Source organism: Candidatus Nitrosacidococcus tergens (genome assembly GCF_902810445.1).
GTDB classification, from domain to species: Bacteria; Pseudomonadota; Gammaproteobacteria; order Nitrosococcales; family Nitrosococcaceae; genus Nitrosacidococcus; species Nitrosacidococcus tergens.
Genome location: NZ_LR778175.1, coordinates 1263419 through 1288911, shown reverse-complemented (window position 1 = coordinate 1288911; position 25493 = coordinate 1263419). Strand labels below are relative to the sequence as shown.

Below are 25493 nucleotides of genomic sequence, written 5' to 3'. Positions count from 1 at the left end.
TATAGATAAAAGTTGATTTTATTAGGAATAAAATAATGTCAAGTGCAATTTTAAAAGCAGAAGATTTTACTAATCGGCAGTATAGTGCAGGTTTTATAACTGATATTGAATCGGAGTCGCTTCCTCCGGGATTAAACGAAAATACTATCCGTGCCCTTTCCGCTAAAAAAAATGAACCTGCATTTATGCTAGAGTGGCGTCTTAATGCCTATCGTGATTGGTTGAAAATGGAACACCCTGATTGGGCTCATGTGCATTATCCACCAATAAATTATCAAGATATTATTTACTACTCCGCACCAAAGCCTAAAAAAGATGCCCCTAAAAGTTTGGATGAGGTGGATCCTGAGTTACTAAAAACTTATGAAAAATTAGGGGTTCCTCTTCACGAACGAGCAAAACTTGCTGGCGTTGCGATAGATGCGGTGTTTGATAGTGTTTCTGTTGCTACCACTTTTAAAAAGAAACTAGGAGAGGCAGGTGTTATTTTTTGCCCCTTCTCTGAAGCAGTTAGGGAATATCCTGAGCTAGTGAAAAAATACTTGGGTAGTGTAGTACCCACTCGGGATAATTTCTATGCTGCCTTAAATTCAGCGGTATTCAGTGATGGATCCTTTGTCTATGTACCCAAAGGCGTGCGTTGCCCTATGGAACTATCTACTTATTTTAGAATCAACGCTGCACAAACTGGACAATTTGAACGAACCCTTATCATTGCAGATGAGGGTGCTTATGTAAGTTATCTAGAAGGGTGTACTGCACCAATGCGAGATGAGAATCAACTTCATGCTGCAGTAGTAGAGTTAGTTGCACTAGGTAATGCTCAAATTAAATACTCTACCGTTCAGAATTGGTACCCTGGGGATGAAGAGGGTCGAGGGGGTATTTATAATTTTGTGACTAAGCGTGGGGCATGCCGAGGAAAAAATTCTAAAATTTGTTGGACTCAGGTAGAAACAGGATCAGCTATTACTTGGAAATACCCTAGCGTCATTTTGCAAGGAGATAACTCTGTAGGAGAGTTTTATTCTGTTGCCTTAACTAATAATTTCCAGCAGGCTGATACGGGAACGAAGATGATCCATATTGGTAAAAATAGTCGCAGTACTATAATTTCTAAAGGAATATCTGCAGGCAAAGGGCAAAACACTTACCGAGGCTTAGTGAGAGTAGCCCCTAGCGCAGAGGGCGCTCGTAACTATACTCAATGCGACTCTCTACTCCTAGGTAGTACCTGTGGTGCTCATACTTTTCCCTATATTGAAGTAAAACATCCTTCAGCTCAAATTGAACATGAAGCATCTACTTCTAAAATTAGTGAAGATCAGCTCTTTTATTGTCAACAAAGAGGGATTTCTCCTGAAGATGCGGTTTCTATGATCGTCAACGGATTTTGCAAGCAAGTATTTAAAGAATTGCCTATGGAATTTGCAGTAGAAGCTCAAAATCTAATGAGTGTTAGCCTAGAAGGTACTGTGGGTTGATAGTAGAGTCTAAAAATTATTAAGGGATTAATTAATATGCTAACGATTAAAAATTTGCATGCCAGTATTGGCGAAAAGCCCATTTTAAAAGGTATTGATTTACATATTAGCGTAGGGGAAGTGCACGCTATTATGGGACCTAATGGGTCTGGAAAAAGTACTCTTGCCAGTATCTTAGCAGGGAAGGAAGGTTATGAGGTAACTGATGGAGAGGTTTCCTATAAAGAAAAAAATTTACTAGACTTAATGCCCGAAGAACGGGCATGTGAAGGGATTTTTTTAGGATTTCAGTACCCAGTTGAGATCCCTGGAGTTAGCAATGTATATTTGCTCAGAACTGCACTCAATAGTATTCGTAAACATCAAGGGCTAAAAGAATTAGATGCTATTGATTTTTTAGCACTTGCTCGAGAAAAAATGAAGCTTGTAAAAATGGATGAAACGTTTCTCCAACGAGCGGTTAATGACGGATTTTCTGGGGGAGAGAAAAAGCGTAATGAAATATTACAAATGGCTATTTTAGAGCCTACCCTCGCTATTTTAGATGAAACAGATTCTGGTCTAGATATTGATGCACTAAAAATTGTCTCCGATGGAATTAATGCTCTAAGAAATCCAGAACGAGGGATTATACTCGTAACTCATTATCAACGACTCTTGGATTACATTGTACCTGATTATGTACATGTGCTTTATCAAGGAAAAATAATAAAATCTGGGAAAAAAGATCTTGCGTTAGAGCTTGAAAAAAAGGGCTATGGCTGGGTTATCGAACAAAATAGTGGGCACACTTAAAGGCAATTTCAGTATGAGCTTAATTACAGAAACTTGGAAAACTTATCTGGATAGCTACTCTAATCTAGAACCTAGCTTGTTAGGAGGAGCTCAATTAAGTTGGCTTCAAAAGCTACGACATAAAGCTTTAGATGACTTTATCTCCCTTGGACTTCCTACAACTAAAGAGGAAAATTGGAAATATACCTCAGTACGCTCTTTAGCCGAATCTCAATTTACCTCTGTTTCTCCTACTGCATTTCCGTTAGAGCAAATCAGTAGGTATCAACAATATTTTTTTGAAGAAGATTCTTTTTTCCATTTAGTGTTTTTAGATGGATATTTCATCTCTGAGCTCTCTAATATTAAAGAATTACCCCCAGGAGCAGTAATAGATAGCTTATCCCATGGATTAAATAGCCAGGAAGAAAAAATACGAGAAGTACTAACCAGCACAGATAGTAGCCAATCTTTCACTGTGTTGAATACTGCCTTTCTTGCTGAAGGTACTTATTTCTATTTACCTACTAAAACAGTTGTATCAAAACCTGTACACCTTTTATTTATTACTAGTAATCAAAAAGAAACAGTTGCAACTCATCTTCGGAACCTTATTATTCTCGAACCAGAAAGTGAGCTTTCTATTGTTGAGCATTACATAGGGCTGGACGAGAATGTGTATTTTACTAATACAGTTACTCATGCTCTTTTAAGTAGAGGTGCTAAACTTGAACATATTAAATTACAAGAAGAATCAAAGAAGAGCTTTCATATTTCCACTATAGAAGTACAGCAACAAGAAGATTCTCAATTTATCTCTCGAAATATTGCCCTAGGTGGTCAACTAGCCCGCACTGATATTTATAGTGTACTTGCAGGTCAAGGAGCCCACACAAGTCTAGATGGGTTATATCTACTCAATGGAGTACGCCATGTAGATAACCATACACAAATTAGCCATGAACAGTCGCATACTACAAGCAAGGAATACTATAAAGGGATACTCAATGATAAATCTTGTGCTGTATTTAATGGCAGAGTAGTAGTACACCCTAATACTCAAAAAGTAGATGCTCAACAAGCTAATCACAATCTCCTCTTATCTAAAGATTCGGAAATAGATACCAAACCAGAGCTTGAAATTTATGCAGATGATGTGAAGTGTACTCATGGAGCAACTGTAGGGCAGCTCGATAAAAATCAAATTTTTTATCTTCGCACTCGAGGTATACCTGAAGAGCTTGCCTATCAACTACTGATTACTGCATTTAGTGAAGAGGTAGTGGATAAAATTCCCTTTATCTCTATTCGAAAGCATATTAAAAGCCAGATAAATGCCCAATTTCTTCTAGAGAAATAGAGCAGAATTAGTTATGACGATGACAAAAGTGAAAACAAACCCATCTCAATTTGATGTAGAAAGGATACGTTCTGATTTCCCTATTCTTCACCAAGAAATTTATGGTAAGCCTCTCGTGTACTTGGACAATGCAGCTACTATGCAAAAGCCAAGACAGGTAATAGAAGCTATTGATCATTATTACCGTCAAGATAATGGAAATATCCATCGTGCGGTACATCAATTAAGTGAGCGATCTACTAAAGCATATGAAGGGGCAAGGGATAAAGTTAAGCATTTTATTAATGCAGCTTATAGAGAAGAAATTATTTTTGTCCGCAGTACTACAGAAGCGATTAATTTAGTTGCTCAAACTTTTGGTCGTAGCCGTTTAAAATCAGGAGATGAGATTTTAATTTCCTATATGGAGCATCACTCCAATCTAGTACCTTGGCAAATTTTATGCGAGCAAACAGGTGCGATATTAAAAGTAGCACCAATTAATGAGTCTGGAGAGCTGCTACTAGATGAATTTAAAGCACTCTTATCCCCTAAAACATCTATTGTAGCTGTTACCCATGTATCTAATGCGTTAGGTACAATTAATCCAGTAAAAAAGATTATTGAATTATCCCATCACAACGGTACTCCTGTAATTCTTGATGGTGCCCAAGCAATTCCTCATCTTCCTGTAGATGTACAAGATCTTAACTGTGATTTTTATACTTTCTCTGCCCATAAAATGTGTGGCCCTACAGGAATAGGAATCCTGTATGGTAAGAAAGATCATTTAGAAGCGATGCCTCCCTATCAAGGAGGAGGAGATATGATTTTATCCGTAAGCTTCGATAAAACTATTTACAATAATCTTCCCTATAAATTTGAAGCAGGAACACCTCATATAGTAGGTGCTATTGGTCTTGGGGTTGCTATTGACTATCTAAGCGATATTGGTATGGAAACCATCGATTCTTATGAGCAAGAACTTTTAGCTTATGCAGTAGGAGTACTTAGTGAAATTCCAACCCTACGCTTGATTGGTACTGCTCAGCATAAAGTAGGCGTACTCTCTTTTACTCTAGAAAAAATTCATCCCCATGATATTGGCACTATTTTAGATCATGAAGGGATTGCGATTCGCACAGGTCATCATTGTGCTCAGCCTATTATGGATTATTTTACAGTTCCTGCAACTGCAAGAGCTTCTCTTGCTTTTTATAATACGAAGATTGAAATCGATTCTTTAGCTTCTGGAATTCAACACCTTCAAAAATTATTAGGATAAATCAATGACAATGAGCACGTTAGAGAGTCTATATCAAGAAATTATTTTAGATCACCGAAAAAATCCAAGAAATTTCCATCCTATGGAAAATGCTGATTTTTATGCGGATGGTCATAATCCCTTATGTGGTGATCGTATTACCGTATTTCTTAAAATGGATGGTAACACAATTGAAGATATTAGTTTTCAAGGAGATGGCTGTGCAATTTCCATGTCCTCTGCATCTCTAATGACAGAAGCCCTTAAAGGTAAAGATGAGAAAGAAGCGAAAGAGTTATTTAAGCAATTCCACCATCTGATGACTCACGAGCACGTCCATGCAGAGGAAATAGAATCACTAGGAAAATTAGAGGTATTGGCTGGTGTAAAAGAATTTCCTATGCGAGTTAAATGTGCCACTCTTGCTTGGCATACCTTTGATTCAGCATTAAGCCATAAAATAGCAGTAGTAACTACTGAATAAGCTTATAGTAGGAGAATTTATGTACAACCGAGATCCTATTCCCCTTACTCGAGATTGTGAAGCAGTCCTAGTGCCTAGTGCAGATAGAATCATCATTCCTAAAGACACTAAGGTAGCTATTGCTCAAAACTTAGGAGGTAGTTATACAGTTTATGTCAACGGTAATCTTGCTAGAATTTCTGGTAAAGATGCAGATGCCTTAGGATTAGAACTTGAGAAAGGCCCACAGACACTTGAGGGTACTTCAGATGAAGAGGTTGAAAAACTTATCTGGGATCAATTAAGGACTTGTTATGATCCTGAAATCCCTATTAATATCGTAGATTTAGGCTTAGTCTATGAGTGTATTGTTACTAAATTCAACGATAGTGAGCGGCGAGTAGATATTAAAATTACCTTAACTGCTCCCGGATGTGGTATGGGAGAGGTACTTGTACAAGATATTAAAGAAAAAGTAGAAGCTATTCATGGAGTAAGAGAAGTTTATACAGAGGTAGTTTTTGATCCACCCTGGAGTTATAGTATGATGTCGGATGCGGCTAAAATTCAGACAGGTATGTATTAAATAGTAAGATTTCTACTTTGTACGCCCGTAGTGATCTTCAAAACGGACAATATCATCTTCTCCAAGATAGCTTCCTGATTGCACTTCAATAATTTCAAGGGGAACTTTACCTGGATTTTCTAAACGATGCTTTATTCCTAAAGGAATATAAGTAGATTGGTTCTCAGAAAGTAAAGCCACTTCGTTGTCTCGTATTACTCGGGCAGTACCACTTACTACAATCCAATGTTCTGCTCGATGATGATGCATTTGTAATGATAAAGAGGCATTTGGATTGACCATAATGCGTTTAACTTGAAAGCGAGATCCAAAGTCTATACTTTCATAATATCCCCAAGGGCGATAGACTTTTCGATGGCTAATATATTCTTCTCTATTTTCTTTTTTTAACTGAGCAACAATATTCTTTACATTCTGAGCGTAGTCTTTATGAACCACTAAAACTACATCTGAAGTCTCAACTACCATAGTATCCTTTAGCCCAATAGCAGCAACCATTCGGTTTTCTGCAAATATCAATGAATTTTGCGTAGAATCGAGATAAATATCTCCTTTGGCTAAATTACCCTGTTCATCACGGGTACTGGCTTCAAGCAAACTTGGCCAAGCGCCTACATCAGACCAACCTGCTTCCAAAGAAATAACAACTGGAAAGAATGTACTATCTTCCTGATCAGTTAATTTCTCCATGACTGCATAATCAATAGAATCACTAGGGCATGAGCTAAAAGCTACTGACTCCACTCGAAAAAAATCTCCATCCTGAGTTCCTTTATCTATCGCTTGAGTACAAGCTTGCAGGACTTTTGGTGTATAGGTAGAAATTTTCTCTATCCATATAGATGCTTTAAACATAAACATACCACTGTTCCATAAATAGCGCTTTGTTTCTAAATAGAACTGTGCAGTTTGCCTATCTGGTTTTTCCTTAAAAGATTGCAGCTTAAAAGCAGTAGGAAGTATTGCATTTTCTGTAATGCTTTCACCTACTTCAATGTAGCCATAGCCAGATTCAGGGTGGGTAGGTGCTACTCCAAATGCTACTGGGTGATTTTTTTCGGCAAGTTGATGTCCTAAAGTAATGCATTGATGAAAAGATTCAATATCTCTAATTACATGATCAGCAGGCATTACAAGTAAAATACAATCTTCTCTTTTATCTAATACTGATAGTGCTGCTAAGGTAAGTGCTGGAGCAGTATTACGACCGCTAGGTTCTAAAATAAGCTGTTGGGGCGTGATATCAATTTGTCGCATTTGTTCTGCAACTAGAAATCGGTGCTCTTTATTGCATACGATTACAGGGGATAATACATTCTCTAAGCTACAAATGCGCAAGATAGTATCTTGGATCATAGTGTGTTCTCCAACCAAGGAGAGTAATTGCTTAGGAAAGTGCTCTCTAGAAAGAGGCCATAAGCGAGTACCAGATCCGCCCGATAAAATAATAGGTTGTAGATACATATATTAATCTTGATTAAAATATATTAGTAGTTTAAAGATAAAATGGGCTATTTTTCTAAGATTAAAATTAGGAAATTACCTTAGATTATTATAGAGTTAAATATTTATTTAAATAATAAATTTTACAAATAAATTTATGAATATACCAACCAAAAATATTGTTTGGCACCAATCTACCGTAACACGTACTCATAGAGAACAAATCAATAAGCATAAAAGTGCTACCTTATGGTTCACAGGTCTGTCTGGAGCTGGAAAATCTACCTTAGCCCATGCTGTTGAAGCTCAACTTGCTGAATTACAATGCCGTACTTTTGTTCTGGATGGAGATAATGTACGCCACGGTCTTTGTGCAGATTTAGGATTTTCAAAAACAGAACGCACTGAAAATATTCGACGTATTAGCGAAATGTGTAAGTTATTTATAGAATCAGGAATAATTATACTTACTGCTTTTATTTCTCCATTTCATGAAGATCGACAAAGGGCAAGAAATTTAATGGGAGATGATTTTCTAGAGATTTATTGTCAAGCCCCTCTTGCTATTTGTGAACAACGGGATGTTAAAGGCCTTTATCGGCGAGCTCGAGCTGGAGAAATTCCAGATTTTACGGGTATTTCTTCTCCTTATGAAATACCAAATAACCCTGAACTAATAGTCAATACCTATACTCAGAGCATAGAAAATAGTGCGCACCAAGTGATTAATCTATTAAGATCTAGAGCAATTATTCCTAACCTATAGATTATATTATTAACTCCATTACCTATGGTGTTTTTCTTAATAGAATTATTACTCCTATTATTTCTTTTATCTTGGGTTCTGGTAGGACGTTTTCGCTACTATGCACTTACTAAAAAATGGGTAGATATTCCTAACGCAAGATCTTCCCATAGCTTACCTACTCCTAGAGGGGGAGGAGTTGTATTTGCTGGGCTATGGTTGGTTATAGCTTTACTTATTTGGGTTACGGGTATAGGTATACCCATACAACACTTAGTTTTACTCCCAGGTGCAATTTTAGTGGTTGTGGTTGGATTTGGAGACGACTGCTGTGATATTCAACCTATCTGGCGATTTTTAGTACATGTTACTGCTGCTTTCATAACCATATATGGATTAATTTTATATTCTAACCAATCAGCACATTTTAGCTACATTGGGTTAGGGTTATTTGGATTAGTAATTGTCTGGTCTATTAACCTCTTTAACTTTATGGATGGTATTAATGGTCTTGCCGGAATAGAGGCTTGTTTTATCTTTATGGCAGGAAGCTACTGGCTGTGGCAATCCGGAGCAAAAGATCTAGCCTTTCTTGCTTGGGTATTAACTACAGTGATTTTAGGATTTTTACTATGGAATTTCCCTACTGCTCGTATATTTATGGGAGATGGGGGAAGTGGCTTTTTAGGGTTTCTCATTGCAGGTTTTGCACTTGTAGGAAAATTTTGCTTTAATATCCCTTTGTTATTATGGGTGATTATTTATAGCATATTTTGGTTTGATACAACTCTTACTTTAATACGCCGATTTTTAGCAGGAGATAGTTGGTATAAGGCACATCGCTCCCATGCTTATCAGCGGTTGCACCAAGCAGGATGGTCTCATTCAAGAATTGTTGCTGCAATTAGTGGTGTTAATATTTTACTTGTATTAATTAGTTTTTGGATAAATATCTACCAAGATATGATGTTATGGGGGTTTATAGCAGTGCTTGTATTACTTACTGTTTTATATTTAGGAGTTGAAAAGATAAATCCTATGTATCCATAAGAACTAAGAATTTAGTTTTAATTAATAAAAAAAGGAGAAAATAATGAAAAAAACCATTTTACTTTTATCGCTAGTGATCTTAGTCTCTACATCAGCTCATGCAATTGGAGAGAAAGAGCTCGCAACTCGTATCGCAAAGCAGACAGAGATTGAACAAAATCAAGTAGAGAGTATTATTGCTGCCTTCAAAGATCAGATCGTTACTAGTCTAAAAGAGGGAGAAGAGGTTCGGCTTAGTAGTTTAGGTAAATTTTACGCTAAACATATGGATGCAAGAAAAGCAAGAAATCCTAGAACAGGTGAACAGATTCAAGTACCTGCTAAAAGCTATCTACGCTTTAAAGCTTTTCCTTCAGGAAGTGATCAAATAAATTGATAGCATTCCTTAGAGAGGAATTGAACATAGAATAAACTATGGTGTAGTGCTATGCTTTAATTCGGTATTATTATTTTTAATGTCGATACCAATGATATTAGACTAGACTACAGTAACCTTCTTCTAGCATGGGGCAGAAGTTGTTTTCTATCTGCCCCTCTATTTATAAATATTATCTATATTTCTTATACTAAATAGATACTGGAAATATTCGTTTATTTTATACTGCGCTGTGTATGCAACACCTCTATACCTTAATTTATCCCCTTCCAAAATTCTAGAGCTTTACTTAGTTTTTATACATAGTATTGCATTAGCTGCTTTAAGTTTCTTAGATTTTTCTTGGCAGCTGCACATAGTTATCCTTATTCTTATAGGGGTAAGTTTATTTAAGAGTATTAAAAGATACGCTTTTCTTTCCTATCTCGATTCGATTACTCAGCTTATTTGGGAACAGAAAGATACTTGGTGTTTAGTTCAAAAAAATGGAATAAGCTATACTGGTGAGTTATTAGCTAATAGCTTTATCAGTACATATTTAGTAATTCTGAATTTTAAGACAGCTTCTAGCTGGCAACCTATTTATGTTATTTTACTTAAGGATAATGTGAATCAAACCTCTTTTAGAAAGTTACGAGTACGTTTATGGCTTACTCATTTCTAGAATAGTGCGTAGCATAATAATCTTTTGGAATAAGGATAGTATCTTTAGCTACCTTAGCTTGATTAGGGTAGTCTAAAATATAGTGCAAGCCTCGACTTTCTTTTCGATCTAACGCTGAGAGAATAATTAAATCAGCTACGGTAGCTAAATTTCTAAGTTCAATTAAGTCATGAGTAATACAAAAATTACTATAGTAATCAGATATTTCTCGCATTAATAAATCAATACGGTGCTTTGCTCTTTCAAGCCGCTTTACAGTCCGTACTATACCTACATAATCCCACATAAAACGACGTAGTTCATCCCAATTATGGGCAACAACAACTTCCTCTTCTGAGTCAATAACTTGACTTTCATCCCAAAGAGGCAAATTTTCGGGCTGAGGCATGTGAATAATATTCCGATTTATATGGCTTGCAGCAGATCTAGCAAACACAAGGCACTCTAACAAAGAATTGCTTGCCATCCGATTTGCTCCGTGAAGCCCTGTGTGTGCTGTCTCTCCAATCGCATAGAGATTTGGAAGATCAGTTTGACCATAAAGATTTGTCATTAATCCACCACAAGTATAATGAGCAGCGGGTACTACAGGGATAGGATCTTTAGTAATGTCGATTCCAAACTCTAAACAACGAGTATAGATAGTTGGAAAGTTTTGGCGAATAAAAGATTCAGGTTTATGGCTAATACTCAAATAAACATGATCAATACCCAATCGTTTCATTTGATGATCAATAGCACGAGCGACAATATCTCGAGGTGCTAGTTCTTTACGTTCATCAAAAAGATGCATAAATGAATGACCATCAGGTAATAGTAACTGTCCTCCTTCTCCCCTCAAGGCTTCAGTAATCAGAAATGATTTAGCGTTAGGATGGTAAAGACAAGTGGGGTGAAATTGGATAAATTCCATATTGGCTACTCTACATCCAGCACGCCAACCCATAGCTATCCCATCTCCAGTGCATACATCAGGATTACTGGTATATAAATAGGCTTTTCCTGCACCACCTGTAGCAATAACTACATAACGTGCACTAAAAGTATCTACCTTGTTTGTAGTAGTATTAAAAACATAAGCCCCTAAACATTGATTATTTTTAGCATAACTACCTAATCTATGCTGAGTGAGTAAATCAATCGCAATATGGTTCTCAAAAAGTTCAATATTTGGACGTTGCTTTACAAGTTCTGCTAGCTTAGTCTCTACTACCCATCCAGTAGCGTCTGCAGCATGAATTACTCGGCGATGACTATGGCCTCCCTCTTGAGTTAGATGGTAGTGAGTTTTAGTACTTTTATCTCGAGTAAATATAGTACCTTCTTGAATGAGCCAATCAATTGCACTTTTAGCTTGTTCTACTGTAAACTGAACTGTTTCTTGATAACATAGTCCAACCCCTGTACGTGTAGTGTCTTCTATGTGAGATTGGATAGAATCTTTTTTATCTAAAACTACCGAAATACCTCCTTGAGCATAGAGACTAGCACCTTCTTCAAGATTACGTTTTGCTAAAACAGCTATTTTGAGCTTTGATTCTAAGTGAAGAGCAAGGGTTAACCCTGCGGAACCGCTTCCAATAACTAATACATCATAATTACGAATCATTTGAAAATAATCACTATACTAGGTCTTTTGAAACCAGATCATTAAATAAATTCAGTATAAGATAGTTAAGATAAATAGATATGTAAAAAGTTAGTGTATATGTATTGCGAACTGTTTAATAGTAGAGATATCTCTGATGCTGATAGGATCGATCGAGTTTATTTATCCATAAGATAAATTAGCAACTGCAATGAGCGAGAGACAAGTTGATTATGATCTAGTTCAGCGTGTTCAGCGTGGAGATAAAAAAGCATTTGATATGCTGGTTTTAAAATATCAACAAAAAATATTAAGGCTTATTTCCCATTATATACGTGATTCAGGGGATGCATTAGATATAGCACAGGAAACTTTTATCAAAGCCTATAGGGCTCTACCTCGCTTTCGAGGTGAAAGTGCATTTTATACTTGGCTATATCGTATCGCAATTAATACTGCCAAAAATTACTTAATTGTACAAAATCGGTATCCCCTTGAAAATGATACAGATATTAAAGATTATGTTGCTGAAACATACTTAAAGGATCAGGCTACTCCGGAGCATTTATTAATCCGAGATGAAATTGCACAAACAATAGATAAAACAATTAATGAGTTACCAGATGAACTACGCACGGCAATTATTTTGCGTGAGCTAGAGGGTTTAGGTTATGCTGAAATTGCTGAAGTTATGGATTGTCCCATTGGTACTGTGCGTTCTAGAATTTTCCGAGCAAGGGAGGCAATTGATGAAAAAATTAATCCTTTTTTAGCACATTTTACCTAGTAATATTTTTTTAGATTTATAGCCATAAAAGGTTGAATATATTATGAGCAATTGCATTAATGAACAATTATCAGCACTTATGGATGGAGAGCTTCCAGTAGAAGAATTGGATTTGGTGTTGTTATCATTTAAAAATGATAACCTAGTTCGTAATCACTGGCAGCACTATCATTTTATTAGGGATTCTATGCAAAGGAATTTATCAAACGATCCTTCTCTTGATCTTTCTATAAGAATTTCTGAAGCTTTAGAATCTGAACCTACTTTTTTCATTCCAGTTCAGGAAGATAAACAAAAATATAAGCAATCTACTTTATTTGGAAAGTTAAACTTAAAACAAATTTCCTCATTAGGATTAGCCGTTGCAGCCTCACTCAGTGTAATCACATTCGGATTACATACCTTGTTGAATCAATCGATTTTACTAAAAACAGAATCAATTGATTTAGCAGCACAGAGTATATCAAATCTTAATACGAGCCCTACTATTAGTGTGAATAATACTCGCTGGACAGCTCCCGATCCTGAGGTAAAACAGCAACTAAACACTTATTTGGTGAACCATACTGAGTATATTGATACATCGGGTATACTTGGTTATGGGCGAATTGTTTCTTATGAAGATCACCAGTAACAGATATTTTAAACTGCTCACTATTATTGTGGTGATTGCTCCATATTCAATAGCCGTTGCAGATTCTAGTACTTCTAATTCTGCATTGTCCTTGATTAATCAAATGGAATACGCATCAACCCATCTAAATTATAAAGGGGTTTTTGTTTATTTACGCAATGATCAACTAAAAGCCATTCATGTTGTTCATAAAGTGGATAAATATGGAGAATATGAGCGGTTAACTTCCTTGAATGGCCCTCCTAGAGAAATCATTCGAGATAAGGAATCTATCACCCATATCTTTCCTAATAGAAAAGAAAATATTGAGGGGGATTTCCATAGTGGGAATAATTTCTTAAGGAATTTTTCGAAAAAACTAAAAGATATATCTAAATACTATCAATTTTCTATAGGAAAAAAAAACAGAGTAGCTGGCAGAGAAACACAAGAAATTATTGTAATTCCTAGCGATCCTTACCGTTATGGATATCACCTTTGGGTTGATCCAAATACAGGCTTATTACTTAAGAGTATTATGATAGGAGAAGACAATCGCCCCCTTGAGCAGGTTATGTTTATCTCTTTATCATTGCCTACTCAAATCTCTCAGCAAGAGTTATTACCTACAATTGTAGGAAAGAGGGTTTCCCAGAAAAGAGAAGATAAATCTATAAAATCCGATCTAGAAAGTCAGGAAGAGAGTCATTGGAAGATAGACTGGTTACCTCTAGGATTTACCCTAGTTGCCTATGGGAAACACCTATTACCCAATAGTCAGATACCAGTAGAGCACTTGGCTTATTCAGATGGATTGGGATCTGTTTCTGTATTTATCGAAAGTGCGATTGATAACCATCAAAGTCACTTACATGGTTTTTCAACCTTAGGAGCTATTAATGCCTATGGCACTACCTTATCAAAACATTATCTTACTGTGGTAGGGGATATTCCCCACGCAGCTGTAGAGAAAATTGGTAAATCTATTCGTTATATTAATTAGAATATAATCCAAATTACAGAGGATAAACTTATATATAGTAAGCTTAGTTACTCTTCATTTTTATTAAAGTAAGAGAATCCCTATATTTTACTTTTTCCCATTCTACTCTTTAAAATATGGTTTATTCATCCTTCCTAGAGAGGAATATTAGGAGCAAATATTATGAAGTTTTTTTTTAATAAGCAACAGATATTTTTTTCGATATTACTATTAATCAGTAGCACTACTTATAAGGTAGAGGCACAAGTACAAAATTTACCAGATTTTACAAAGCTAGTTGAGCAGAATGGACCAGCAGTGGTTAATATTAGCACTACCCAAAAAGTTTCAAGAAAAAATGCTGGATTACCTCATGGCTTTCCCCCAGTTCCAAAGGGTAGTCCTTTTGAGGATTTTTTCCATCACTTTTTTGGTAATCCAAATGAGCAAGAAAGCCCCGAGCAATTTGAAACTCATTCTCTAGGATCTGGATTTGTTATTTCCTCTGATGGATATATCATTACTAATTATCATGTTATTCGTGATGCAGATGCGATTATTGTACGTTTCAGTGACCGTAGAGAACTGGAAGCTAAGGTAGTAGGTAGCGATGCTCGTAGTGATCTTGGTCTATTAAAAGTTGAGGCAGGAAATTTGCCTACTTTAAAATATGGAGATTCAAATCAACTTAAAGTAGGAGAATGGGTACTTGCTATAGGATCTCCTTTTGGGTTTGATTATTCAGCTACCGCAGGTATTGTTAGTGCAGTAGGTAGAAGTTTGCCTGAAGAGAGTTACATTCCTTTTATTCAAACAGACGTAGCGATTAACCCTGGTAATTCAGGAGGACCTCTATTTAATCTAGCTGGAGAAGTGATAGGGATTAATTCTCAAATTTATAGCCGTACGGGTGGGTTTATGGGGTTATCCTTTGCTATACCCATCGATGTAGCTATGCGTGCTGTTGAGCAACTTAAAGAGAATGGTCAAGTGACACGAGGCTGGCTTGGGGTTATTATTCAAGATGTTACTCAAGAACTTGCAGAGTCCTTTGGGTTAGAAAAACCGCAAGGAGCTTTAGTTGCTAAAATACTTCCTGATAGTCCTGCTGCAAAAGCAGGGGTTAAGCTTGGCGATATTATCCTAAGTTTTAATAATAAACCCATTTCACGCTCATCATCCTTACCCCCATTAGTAGGGCAAACAAAGATTGGCGATCCTGTCAGTATGGATATCTTACGGGAAGGTAAGCAGAAAAATATTAAAATTAAAGTGGGGAAATTGCCTGAGGAAGAGGAACTACAAAAAACGGTAGGTAAACATGGTCAAGTGACTGAAAAACGCCTTGCTATTGAAGTATCTGATTTAACCGGTGAGCAAAAAGCTTATTTAAATTTAAGCACTGGCGTACAAGTTACTGAGGTAAAAGAAGGACCTGCTTTAGATGCTGGAATTCAAAATGGTGATATTATCCTCAAAATTAATAGTGTAGAAATAAGCGATATTAAACAATTTCAGGAAATAGCTAAGAAACTGCCTTCAGGTAAAAAAGTACCGGTGTTGATACAGCGGGGTGAGAATACTTCGATATTTATTGCACTTAAAGTACCAAATTAAATTATTATTAACCTTTTTACTTAACTTTACAGAATACCGGCTAGATACTGGGCTATTTCTACTAGTCGGTATTTTATTATTGTTCCTATGAGTCATTCTACTTATTTCAAGTATGAAAAATATTCGTAACTTTTCCATTATTGCTCATATTGACCATGGTAAATCTACAATTGCAGATCGATTTATTCAGATCTGCCACGGATTGGCGGAACGGGAAATGGCAGAGCAAGTACTTGACTCTATGGATTTAGAAAGGGAGCGAGGAATTACTATTAAAGCCCATAGTGTATCCTTGCAGTATGAAATGGAAGGGAATGTTTATGACCTGAATTTTATTGATACCCCAGGACATGTAGATTTCTCGTATGAAGTATCTAGATCATTGGCTGCTTGTGAAGGGGCTTTATTAGTTGTAGATGCTTCTCAAGGAGTTGAAGCTCAAAGCGTTGCAAATTGTTATACTGCGATAGAACAAGGTTTAGAAGTTGTTCCTGTATTAAATAAAATTGATCTACCTTCTGCTGAACCTGATCGAGTTTGCCAAGAAATTGAAGAAATTATTGGTATTGATGCTACCGATGCATTACAAGTAAGTGCAAAAACAGGATTAGGGATAGATGCACTTTTAGCAGTACTTATTCGTAAAATTCCCCCTCCCCAAGGTAATCCTTTAGCTCCTTTGCGAGCATTAATTATTGATTCTTGGTTTGATAACTATTTAGGCGTTGTTTCTCTAATTCGAATTGTAGATGGATGTATTTATCCTAAAGACAAAATCATAATTTTATCGACTGGACAGCAGTATCAAGTAGAAAAAATAGGTATTTTTACACCTAAACCTAGAGAAATTACTCAGCTTTCAGCAGGAGGGGTTGGCTATATTATTGCGGGAATTAAAGAAATAGATGGTGCTCCAGTGGGAGATACCATAACTAATGCTGGACAAGTTGGAATTAAGCCATTACCAGGGTTTAAATCTGTAAAACCCCAAGTTTTTTCTGGATTATTTCCTATTAGTTCTGATTCTTATGAGGATTTAAGAGAATCTCTTGCCAAACTTCGTCTTAATGATGCAGCATTATTTTACGAGCCCGAAACCTCTCAAGCGCTAGGTTTTGGGTTTCGCTGTGGATTCCTAGGGATGCTCCATATGGAAATTATCCAAGAGCGGTTGGAGCGAGAATACAATGTAGATTTAATTACTACTGCTCCTACGGTAGTTTATGAAGTACTGACCAGTAAAGGTAATATTTTGCGAATTGATAATCCAGCATTACTGCCTGAGTCTGGATCTATTGCAGAAATAAGAGAACCTATTATACAAGCTGATATTTTAGTATCTCAACAATATGTCGGTGCGGTAATTAGTCTTTGTGAAGAAAAAAGAGGGTTACAAAAGCAGCTTCAATATTTAGGAAACCAAATTTCCCTTTGTTATGAATTGCCTTTAAGTGAAGCAGTACTTGATTTTTTTGAGCGACTTAAATCTGTAAGTAGTGGTTATGCCTCTCTTGATTATCACTTTCTGCGATTTCAAGCAGCAAATTTGGTAAAATTAGATTTACTCATTAATAATGAGCGTGTCGATGCACTTTCTTTAATTGTGCATAAAGATCAAGCTCATCACAGAGGAAGAGAGCTTGCAGAAAAAATGAAAGAACTGATTCCAAGGCAGCTCTTTGATATAGCTATTCAGGCAGCTATTGGTGCCCACATTATTTCCCGCACTACAGTAAAAGCACTACGAAAAAATGTAACAGCTAAGTGTTATGGTGGAGATATTACTCGTAAACGTAAATTGTTAGAAAAACAAAAAGCAGGAAAGAAGCGTATGAAACAAATTGGATCTATAGAAATCCCTCAAGAAGCATTTCTTGCAGTGTTAAATGTAGGGAAAAAAACTGTCAAATAACGCTATCATCTATCCTTAGATTATCCCTAAGATATTTCATTTATTTATATAGGACAGTTTAATTAAATGTACCTAGATTTTCCTACAGTTATGGTGATTGCTGCGGCAATTACAGGTACAGTTTGGGCTTTAGATAGTTGGTTATGGGCTCCAGCAAGACGCAAAAATACGACTAAAGAAGCTACATCAGATACGGAGAAAACAGCTAAAGATCCTATCTTAGTTGAGTATGCCCGCTCGTTTTTTCCAATAATTATAGTTGTTTTAGTATTACGCTCATTTTTAGTAGAGCCTTTTCGTATTCCTTCAGGATCGATGATTCCTACCCTTATGGTAGGGGATTTTATTTTAGTCAATAAATTTATTTATGGGATTCGTCTTCCTGCTATAAACAAAAAAATTATAGCCCTTGGTGAACCAAAGCGGGGGGATGTAGTAGTTTTTCGCTACCCTAAGAATCCTAGAGTAGATTATATAAAACGTGTTATTGGACTGCCTGGAGATAAGATTAGCTATCGTAATAAAACTATCTATATTAACGATCAACCTATGAAACAAAAACTAATAGGCCCTTATTTTCAGGAAGATACTCTATATAATCGTCCTGATGAGCTTCGTATTGAATATCTGGGCACTCAAGAACATCAAATTACCGTCGCACCTAACATTACTTTAGGAGAAGGAGAATATGAAGTTCCAGAAGGTCACTATTTTATGATGGGAGATAATCGGGATAGAAGTAATGATAGTCGGTTTTGGGGTGTTGTTCCAGAAGAGAATTTAATTGGTAAAGCATTTATGGTTTGGATGAGCTGGGATTGGGATAAAGGCGGTGTAATTTTAGATCGCATTGGAAATAAAATAAAGTAAATATAATTGGTTGCATGATATATTAACTATCCTGTGAGTAACTTAGAGCAAATCTATCAAAAAATAGACTATTGTTTTACGGATTCATCTTTGCTAATTCAGGCACTTACTCATCGCAGTGCTTGCAAGGAAAATAACGAACGTCTAGAATTTCTAGGAGACTCTATTCTTAATTTTTTGATTGCTGATCTTCTCTATAATCAATTTTCAGCTGCTCAAGAAGGAAAGTTAACTAGAATCAGAGCGAGCCTAGTAAAAGAGGAAACGCTAGCAACCTTAGCACGAGAACTTAATATTAATAATTATCTCATCTTAGGTCCTGGTGAAATAAAAAGTGGTGGCTATCAGCGAAACTCAATTCTTGCAGATGCTTTTGAAGCTATCATTGGTGCAATGTATTTAGATGCCGGGCTGAGACGCTGCTCTCAGATCGTAGCTTCTCTTTATGAGAATCGGCTTAAATCAGTTACGCAAGAGATATCTTTAAAAGATCCTAAAACTCGCCTTCAAGAATATCTTCAGGCACGCCAACTTCCTTTACCAGATTATCACTTAAGCAAAATTAGTGGAGAATCTCATAAACGAGTATTTGAAGTAACATGTATTGCTGATAATCTTCCAACTAAAATAGGGATAGGGAGTAGCCGTCGTAGAGCAGAACAAGCTGCGGCAACTCAAATTCTTGCACAATTAGAAGAATAAAATATGCAACACCAATCAGTAGAAGAAAATATACTGACTTCTTGCGGTTATGTAGCCTTGATTGGGCGACCTAATGTAGGTAAATCAAGCTTACTTAATCGTATGTTAGGTCAAAAAATAAGTATTACTGCCTATCGCCCCCAAACAACTCGGCATCGAATATTAGGAATTAAAACTTTTATCAATACTCAAATTATTTATATCGATACGCCTGGGGTACAGAAAAAAGAGTATCGCACAATTAATAATTATTTAAATAAGGTAGCTAATTCCACGCTTGGTGAAGCAGATATCATACTTTTCTTAGTAGAAGCTCATCGATTTACTCAGGATGATGAATTAATTTTAGAGATTTTAAAAGACATTCAAGCTCCTATTCTTCTTGTACTTAACAAAATAGATCGAATTACCCAAAAACATGATTTACTTCCCTGTATAGAGTTTTTTACAAAAAAACATAATTTTAAGGAAGTTATTCCCATATCAGCTCAAAAAGGTGATAATTTACCTGCTTTGGAGCGTAGAGTTGCTGAGTTACTTCCTAAAAGATCTTTTATCTACCCAGAAGATCAAGTGACTAATTGTAGTGAGCGTTTTTTAGCAGCTGAATTAATTCGTGAAAAATTAACCCGCCATTTAGGTCAAGAACTCCCCTATGCAATTACTGTATCTATAGAATCTTTTGAGCAAGATAGAGAAATTTGCCGTATTGCTGCAGTAATTTATGTAGAACGATTGGGGCAAAAAGCAATTGTCATAGGGAAACAAGGCTTGGGATTAAAGCAAATTGGCTATGAATCTAGGGTTGCAATGGAAAAAATGTTAGATTCTAAAGTCTATCTTAAGTTATGGGTAAAAGTATGTGAGGGGTGGTCAGATAACAAACATTTACTTCATAAACTCGGTTATAGTAACGATCCAGCATATTTATCAACAATTATTTAATTTTTAATAAAATATTACCTTATAGGTTACGCACTTGATAAAGGATTTTTCTAGAATTCAGCGACTTCCACCCTATGTTTTTAATATTGTTAATGATCTAAAAGCGACAGCTCGTGCCAGAGGAGAAGATATTATTGATTTTGGGATGGGGAACCCAGATCAAGCTACACCAAAACATATTGTAGATAAATTAGTTGAAGCAGCGCAACGTCCTAATACACACCGTTACTCTGTATCGAGGGGTATCCCTAGATTACGTCGTGCTATCTGTCAGTGGTATCGTAAATACGGTGTTGAACTAGATCCTGAAACTGAAGCGATTGTTACCATTGGATCTAAAGAAGGGCTAGCTCATCTAGCATTGGCTACTCTTGGACCTGGTGATGCAGTATTAGTGCCAAACCCTGCCTATCCTATCCATCCCTATGGGGTCATTATTGCAGGTGCAGATATTCGCCATGTCCCCTTAGTAGTAGGTGGAGATTTTTTCGCAGAATTAGAAAAAGCAATTAAAGATATTTGGCCTCGCCCAAAGATGTTGATCTTAAATTTTCCAGCAAATCCTACGGCTCAATGTGTAGATTTAGCCTTTTTTGAAAAGGCAATTAATATTGCTAAGGAATACAATCTTTGGGTGGTTCATGATTTAGCCTATGCAGAAATTGCTTTTGATGGCTATCGTGCTCCTTCGATATTACAGGTGACCGGTGCAAAAGAGGTTGCCGTGGAATTTTATTCTCTATCAAAAACCTATAATATGCCTGGCTGGCGAATAGGGTTTATGTGTGGAAATTCCACTTTAGTTGCTGCTCTTGCTCGTATGAAATCCTATTTAGATTACGGTACTTTTACTCCGATTCAAGTTGCAGCAATTGCTGCTTTAGAAGGTCCACAAGACTGTGTGAAAACCATTGCGGATAATTATTGCAAACGCCGTAATGTGCTTTGCCAAGGATTAATTGATATAGGTTGGCAAGTTGAATTTCCAAAAGCAACTATGTTTGTTTGGGCACCTATTCCAGAGGATTTTCGCTATCTTGGATCTCTAGAATTTTCTAAAAAACTGCTTAACGAGGCAAAAGTAGCCGTATCTCCAGGAGTAGGCTTTGGCTCTTATGGAGACCAGCATGTTCGCTTTAGTTTAATTGAAAATGAACACCGTACTCGACAAGCTATTCGAGGAATGCGGCAAATGTTAAAGCAATATTGATAACCACTATCGTGGAGGAAAAGGGTTGGAACCAATTAAGGTAGGATTACTTGGATTAGGTACCGTAGGTAGTGGTACAGTTAACGTACTTTTACGCAATGCTGAAGAGATCTCTCGGCGGGCAGGGCGTAATATTCAAATTTGTAGTATTGCTACTCGTAATCCTAAAAAGCAGCGCCAATGTGATTTAACTGGAATTAATTTAACTGCCGATCCCTATAAAATCGTCACAGATCCTCAAATAGATGTCGTGTTAGAACTGATTGGTGGCATAGATACTGCATATCAGTTGATTCTTCAAGCGATTGCCCATAAAAAGCATGTAGTCACTGCTAATAAAGCCCTTATTGCCCACTATGGAAATGAGATTTTTACAGCAGCGCAGAAAGCTGGAGTAATGGTAGCTTTTGAAGCAGCTGTGGGAGGTGGCATCCCTATTATAAAAGCCCTTCGAGAAGGGCTTGCTGGAAATAGAATTGAGTGGTTAGCAGGTATTATTAATGGTACTAATAACTTTATTCTCACTGAAATGCGAGACAAGGGATGTAGCTTTACTCAAGCCTTAGAAGATGCACAAAAAAAAGGTTATGCAGAATTGGATCCAAGTTTTGATATTGGCGGGATTGATGCAGCCCATAAATTAACTATTCTTGCTTCCCTTGCTTTTGGAATCCCATTACAATTCCAAAAAACTTATATCGAAGGAATTGAGAAAATTGCTCAGGAAGATATCAATTATGCTTATCGGCTGGGTTATCGAATTAAACATATTGGCATAGCACGGCGAAGATCTGCAGGTATTGAGCTGAGAGTACACCCTACGCTTATTCCAGATCGCAGATTGATTGCTAATGTGGATGGGGTAATGAATGCAGTTTTAGTAAAAGGGGATGCGGTAGGATCTACCCTTTATTATGGACCAGGAGCTGGATCAGAACCTACCGCTTCGGCAGTGATTGCTGATTTAATTGATGTAGTGCGTACCTTAACTTCAGATCCAGAAAATAGAGTACCTCATCTTGCATTTCAACCAAATCTTTTAGTTAATACCCCTATTCTTTCTATTATAGAGGCTAAAACTGCTTATTATTTAAGAATGCAGGCTTTAGATCGTCCTGGAGTACTAGCAGATATTACCCGAGTATTTGGGGAAAATAATATTAGTATTGAATCAATATTACAGCAAGAGCCTATTTCAGGAGAGCAAGATGTACCCATTATTATCCTTACACAAAGAGTGTTAGAACAAAATATGGATAAAGCTATTTGCCAGATTGAGCAACTTAGCTCCATTAAAGGAAAAATCAAAAAAATCCGCTTAGAAGCTTTTCGTTAAAATTAATCATTATTTAAGAACACAAAATGGCATCTCAGACACGATATACAGGACTTATTGATAAATATAGAGATCGCTTACCAATCCAAAGCGACTCTACCATTGTTAGCTTAGGAGAAGGGAATACCCCTTTAATTAAGTTAGAAAATATTCCAAAAGAGTTCAATAGGGACATTGATATTTACGTGAAATATGAAGGGCTTAATCCTACTGGATCTTTTAAAGATCGAGGGATGAGTGTAGCGGTAACTAAGGCTTTAGAGGAAAGGAGTCAAGCAATTATTTGCGCCTCTACCGGAAATACCTCAGCCTCTGCAGCAGCCTATGCTGCTCGAGCAGGCATAACTGCTTTTGTGATTATTCCTGAGGGGAAAATTGCCCATGGAAAAATTGCTCAAGCGATGCTCCATGGAGCAGTAATACTCCAGATCAAAGGTAACTTCGATGTAGGGATGAAATTAGTTAAAGAAGTGGCAAGTAAAAGCCAAGTAGCTATTGTTAATTCTATTAACCCCTATCGGATTCAAGGGCAAAAAACTGCTGCTTTTGAGATTATTGAAGAACTTGGTTTTTCCCCTGATTTCCATTGCTTACCGGTAGGTAATGCAGGTAATATCACTGCCTATTGGATGGGCTATAGCGAGTACTACGCTCAAGGTGTAACTAACGCTCGTCCTCGTATGTGTGGCTATCAAGCCAGTGGATCAGCACCTTTTATTGCTAGAAAAATGATAGATGATCCAGATACAATAGCCACTGCTATTCGTATTGGCCATCCTCAAAGCTGGGATAAAGCATGGCAAGCAAAAGAAGAATCCCAGGGTTGGTTTAGTGCCTGTACTGATGAGGAAATTTTAACTGCTCAAAAATTACTAGCAGAAAAAGAAGGAGTATTCTGTGAGCCTGCTTCAGCAGCTTCTTTAGCAGGAGCCATGGTAGATATTCAATCAGGGAAAATCCCGAGCGGAAGCAAAATTGTGTGCACCTTAACAGGTCATGGATTGAAGGATCCCAATATTGCTATTTCCCAAAGTAAAACCCCAATGATTACTATTGAAGCTAATCTTGCCTCTGTACAAGCAGCATTGAAGGAACGCACAGATGTACGACGCTCCCCTAGCTCCCCTAGCGACGGTGCGAAATAAAATGGTGCACGGAGCGGGACACAAGGTCAAAATAAAAATAATTAACGGCAGCGGTTTTCTTGAGTATTACTAGACTTGCGTGCTAAGTTAATTATACCAAAGCAATGAAAGCATACAAACAAAGATTTTATCTCACTCTCAGGCAACTTGAAAAAGAATTCAACGCATGTCGTTCTCGTAGTGATGCCTATAAAGATCGTAAAGAGAATCTAAATTGGATAACACTCAGTCGGCAACTCACTTTGGTAAAGAACACGCAACCTTAGTATGCGAGAACCAAGTAATCGCTATTGAGGACTTAAACGTGCGTGGCATCATGGTTAACAGGAAGCTAGCTAGAGCGATTGGTACCGGTGTGTGTTCTGAGTGTGGAACAGTTAGCGAAGGGTTGCCGCTAAATATCAGAGAGTGGGCTTGCTCAGATTGTGGAACTAAGCAAGACCGAGATATTGCAGCAGCCAAAGTAATCCTACAGAAAGCATTACATACCGTTAGGAGCACAGAAATTAAGGCTTGCGGACTGGCGCATAAACCTGAACCCTGTTTAATATAAGCTAAATAGGGCTAGGGGCTGGACTGGATTGATGCAAGAAAAATGCAACGAACGAAATAGCAAGGATACTGTTAGCATGCTGAAGGCATTGCAATCGTGACGTGTAAGCTGTCAACTCCGAACTAGATAACTTATAGCCTATTAACTAATCAAGATAGCGTTGAGTTAAGCTACTATAGGCATCAATCCGTCTATCTCGAAAATAAGGCCACATTTGCCGCACTTTTTCTGTACGAGATAAATTAATCTCTGCAAGTACAATTTCAGAACTACTCTCGGATCCTTGAGCAAGCATTTCCCCTTGAGGACCAGTAATAAAGCTGGTCCCCCAAAATTGGATTTTAGCCTGATTTTGATCTGCACTATGTTCTATGCCCACTCGATTACTTGCTAACAAAGGTAATCCGTTAGCGATAGCATGGCTACGTTGAATAGTTATCCACGCATCACGTTGTCTTTGTTTCTCATCAGAAGTATCATTTGGATCCCAACCAATAGCACTAGGATAAAGAAGAATCTCTGCACCAGCTAACGCCATAAGACGAGCAGCTTCTGGATACCACTGATCCCAGCAAACTAAAACGCCAAGGGTACCAATAGAAGTTTTAATAGGAATGAATCCTAAATCTCCGGGAGTAAAATAGAATTTTTCATAATAGCCTGGATCATCTGGAATGTGCATTTTTCGGTATTTTCCAGCAATGCTTCCGTCTGTATCTAGTACTACTGCTGTGTTATGGTAAATACCAGGAGCACGCCGTTCAAAAAGAGAGACGACTAACACTAAATTTAACTCTTTAGCTAGCTTACCAAATAGTTCTGTAGAAGGACCAGGTATGGTTTCTGCTAAGGAAAAATATTGAGAATCTTCCATTTGACAAAAATAAAGGGATTTGTGCAGTTCAGGTAAGAGTATCAATTTTGCTCTCTGAGCTGCAGCTTCTCGAATTCCTCGAACGCTTTGGGCAATATTTTCTTGAGAGTCTTGCATGCAAAATTGCTGAACAATAGCCACTTTTAATTGTTGATTCATATTGATCCCATT

The 25493-nt window shown here is 37.0% G+C and carries 25 protein-coding genes; 22 read left to right on the top strand and 3 right to left on the bottom strand.

The genetic code is table 11. From position 1 onward, the window contains the following. Nucleotides 1-35: 35 nt before the first annotated feature. Genes sufB through sufT form a run of 6 tightly spaced genes read left to right on the top strand, consistent with a single transcriptional unit; the run spans nucleotide 36 to nucleotide 5910 of the window. A complete protein-coding gene (gene sufB / locus NSCAC_RS06210) occupies nucleotides 36-1484 on the top strand; it encodes a Fe-S cluster assembly protein SufB (protein WP_197743967.1) in 1449 nt (482 codons plus the stop codon). 36 nt (nucleotides 1485-1520) lie between these two features. Beyond that, nucleotides 1521-2279 (top strand): Fe-S cluster assembly ATPase SufC, encoded by a 759-nt coding sequence (sufC, locus tag NSCAC_RS06205; protein WP_197743966.1) that lies wholly within the window; start codon nucleotides 1521-1523, stop codon nucleotides 2277-2279. A gap of 13 nt (nucleotides 2280-2292) precedes the next feature. After that, complete coding sequence (sufD, locus tag NSCAC_RS06200) at nucleotides 2293-3618, top strand: Fe-S cluster assembly protein SufD (RefSeq protein ID WP_197743965.1); 1326 nt, start codon at nucleotides 2293-2295, stop codon at nucleotides 3616-3618. 13 nt (nucleotides 3619-3631) lie between these two features. After that, nucleotides 3632-4882 (top strand): cysteine desulfurase, encoded by a 1251-nt coding sequence (locus tag NSCAC_RS06195; protein ID WP_269474119.1) that lies wholly within the window; start codon nucleotides 3632-3634, stop codon nucleotides 4880-4882. A gap of 10 nt (nucleotides 4883-4892) precedes the next feature. Then, the gene (sufU, locus tag NSCAC_RS06190; protein ID WP_197745324.1) at nucleotides 4893-5345 is read left to right on the top strand and encodes a Fe-S cluster assembly sulfur transfer protein SufU; all 453 of its coding nucleotides are present in this window, start codon (nucleotides 4893-4895) and stop codon (nucleotides 5343-5345) included. A 19-nt stretch (nucleotides 5346-5364) separates the two neighbouring features. Beyond that, a complete protein-coding gene (gene sufT, locus NSCAC_RS06185; protein WP_197743964.1) occupies nucleotides 5365-5910 on the top strand; it encodes a putative Fe-S cluster assembly protein SufT in 546 nt (181 codons plus the stop codon). Nucleotides 5911-5922: 12 nt separating this feature from the next. Here the strand turns inward: sufT and NSCAC_RS06180 are convergent, their stop codons facing one another. Next, entirely contained in the window at nucleotides 5923-7374 is a 1452-nt protein-coding gene (locus NSCAC_RS06180; protein WP_197743963.1) for a mannose-1-phosphate guanylyltransferase/mannose-6-phosphate isomerase, read from the bottom strand. 136 nt (nucleotides 7375-7510) lie between these two features. Here NSCAC_RS06180 and cysC point away from each other — a divergent pair, with 136 nt between their 5' ends. From cysC to NSCAC_RS06160, 4 genes are all read left to right on the top strand, one after another. After that, the gene (cysC, locus tag NSCAC_RS06175; protein ID WP_197743962.1) at nucleotides 7511-8119 is read left to right on the top strand and encodes an adenylyl-sulfate kinase; all 609 of its coding nucleotides are present in this window, start codon (nucleotides 7511-7513) and stop codon (nucleotides 8117-8119) included. Nucleotides 8120-8143: 24 nt separating this feature from the next. Beyond that, a complete protein-coding gene (locus tag NSCAC_RS06170; protein ID WP_197743961.1) occupies nucleotides 8144-9148 on the top strand; it encodes an MraY family glycosyltransferase in 1005 nt (334 codons plus the stop codon). Between the two features lie 43 nt (nucleotides 9149-9191). Then, the gene (locus NSCAC_RS06165; RefSeq protein ID WP_197743960.1) at nucleotides 9192-9524 is read left to right on the top strand and encodes an HU family DNA-binding protein; all 333 of its coding nucleotides are present in this window, start codon (nucleotides 9192-9194) and stop codon (nucleotides 9522-9524) included. A 232-nt stretch (nucleotides 9525-9756) separates the two neighbouring features. Beyond that, nucleotides 9757-10188 (top strand): protein YgfX, encoded by a 432-nt coding sequence (locus tag NSCAC_RS06160; RefSeq protein WP_197743959.1) that lies wholly within the window; start codon nucleotides 9757-9759, stop codon nucleotides 10186-10188. Here NSCAC_RS06160 and nadB read toward each other — a convergent pair. Beyond that, the gene (gene nadB, locus NSCAC_RS06155) at nucleotides 10175-11797 is read right to left on the bottom strand and encodes an L-aspartate oxidase (RefSeq protein WP_197743958.1); all 1623 of its coding nucleotides are present in this window, start codon (nucleotides 11795-11797) and stop codon (nucleotides 10175-10177) included. The two genes, NSCAC_RS06160 and nadB, sit on opposite strands and share 14 nt — an antisense overlap. 190 nt (nucleotides 11798-11987) lie before the next feature. Here nadB and rpoE point away from each other — a divergent pair, with 190 nt between their 5' ends. From rpoE to NSCAC_RS06095, 12 genes are all read left to right on the top strand, one after another. Beyond that, the gene (gene rpoE, locus NSCAC_RS06150) at nucleotides 11988-12563 is read left to right on the top strand and encodes an RNA polymerase sigma factor RpoE (protein ID WP_197743957.1); all 576 of its coding nucleotides are present in this window, start codon (nucleotides 11988-11990) and stop codon (nucleotides 12561-12563) included. A gap of 43 nt (nucleotides 12564-12606) precedes the next feature. Then, nucleotides 12607-13197 (top strand): sigma-E factor negative regulatory protein, encoded by a 591-nt coding sequence (locus tag NSCAC_RS06145; protein ID WP_197743956.1) that lies wholly within the window; start codon nucleotides 12607-12609, stop codon nucleotides 13195-13197. After that, on the top strand, nucleotides 13181-14179 hold the full coding sequence (locus NSCAC_RS06140; protein WP_197743955.1) for a MucB/RseB C-terminal domain-containing protein: 999 nt from the start codon (nucleotides 13181-13183) through the stop codon (nucleotides 14177-14179). The genes NSCAC_RS06145 and NSCAC_RS06140 overlap by 17 nt, the downstream gene beginning before the upstream one ends. 162 nt (nucleotides 14180-14341) lie before the next feature. Next, entirely contained in the window at nucleotides 14342-15775 is a 1434-nt protein-coding gene (locus NSCAC_RS06135; RefSeq protein ID WP_197743954.1) for a DegQ family serine endoprotease, read from the top strand. A gap of 112 nt (nucleotides 15776-15887) precedes the next feature. Beyond that, nucleotides 15888-17687 carry a translation elongation factor 4 gene (lepA, locus tag NSCAC_RS06130; RefSeq protein WP_197743953.1) on the top strand — a complete coding sequence of 600 codons (1800 nt, stop codon included), beginning with the start codon at nucleotides 15888-15890 and terminating at the stop codon, nucleotides 17685-17687. 66 nt (nucleotides 17688-17753) lie between these two features. Then, nucleotides 17754-18557, top strand: a complete 804-nt coding sequence (lepB, locus tag NSCAC_RS06125; RefSeq protein WP_197743952.1) for a signal peptidase I — start codon at nucleotides 17754-17756, stop codon at nucleotides 18555-18557. A gap of 33 nt (nucleotides 18558-18590) precedes the next feature. Beyond that, nucleotides 18591-19259 (top strand): ribonuclease III, encoded by a 669-nt coding sequence (rnc, locus tag NSCAC_RS06120; RefSeq protein WP_197743951.1) that lies wholly within the window; start codon nucleotides 18591-18593, stop codon nucleotides 19257-19259. A 3-nt stretch (nucleotides 19260-19262) separates the two neighbouring features. Next, the gene (gene era / locus NSCAC_RS06115) at nucleotides 19263-20204 is read left to right on the top strand and encodes a GTPase Era (RefSeq protein WP_197743950.1); all 942 of its coding nucleotides are present in this window, start codon (nucleotides 19263-19265) and stop codon (nucleotides 20202-20204) included. A gap of 34 nt (nucleotides 20205-20238) precedes the next feature. After that, complete coding sequence (gene alaC / locus NSCAC_RS06110) at nucleotides 20239-21414, top strand: alanine transaminase (protein ID WP_197743949.1); 1176 nt, start codon at nucleotides 20239-20241, stop codon at nucleotides 21412-21414. Between the two features lie 25 nt (nucleotides 21415-21439). Beyond that, entirely contained in the window at nucleotides 21440-22750 is a 1311-nt protein-coding gene (locus tag NSCAC_RS06105) for a homoserine dehydrogenase (RefSeq protein ID WP_197743948.1), read from the top strand. Nucleotides 22751-22776: 26 nt separating this feature from the next. Beyond that, complete coding sequence (gene thrC / locus NSCAC_RS06100) at nucleotides 22777-23895, top strand: threonine synthase (protein ID WP_197743947.1); 1119 nt, start codon at nucleotides 22777-22779, stop codon at nucleotides 23893-23895. Between the two features lie 214 nt (nucleotides 23896-24109). After that, complete coding sequence (locus NSCAC_RS06095; RefSeq protein WP_197743946.1) at nucleotides 24110-24448, top strand: zinc ribbon domain-containing protein; 339 nt, start codon at nucleotides 24110-24112, stop codon at nucleotides 24446-24448. A 145-nt stretch (nucleotides 24449-24593) separates the two neighbouring features. On the opposite strand, the gene NSCAC_RS06090 is transcribed toward NSCAC_RS06095, so the two are convergent. Then, the gene (locus NSCAC_RS06090; protein WP_197743945.1) at nucleotides 24594-25481 is read right to left on the bottom strand and encodes a carbon-nitrogen hydrolase; all 888 of its coding nucleotides are present in this window, start codon (nucleotides 25479-25481) and stop codon (nucleotides 24594-24596) included. Between the last annotated feature and the right edge of the window lie 12 nt (nucleotides 25482-25493).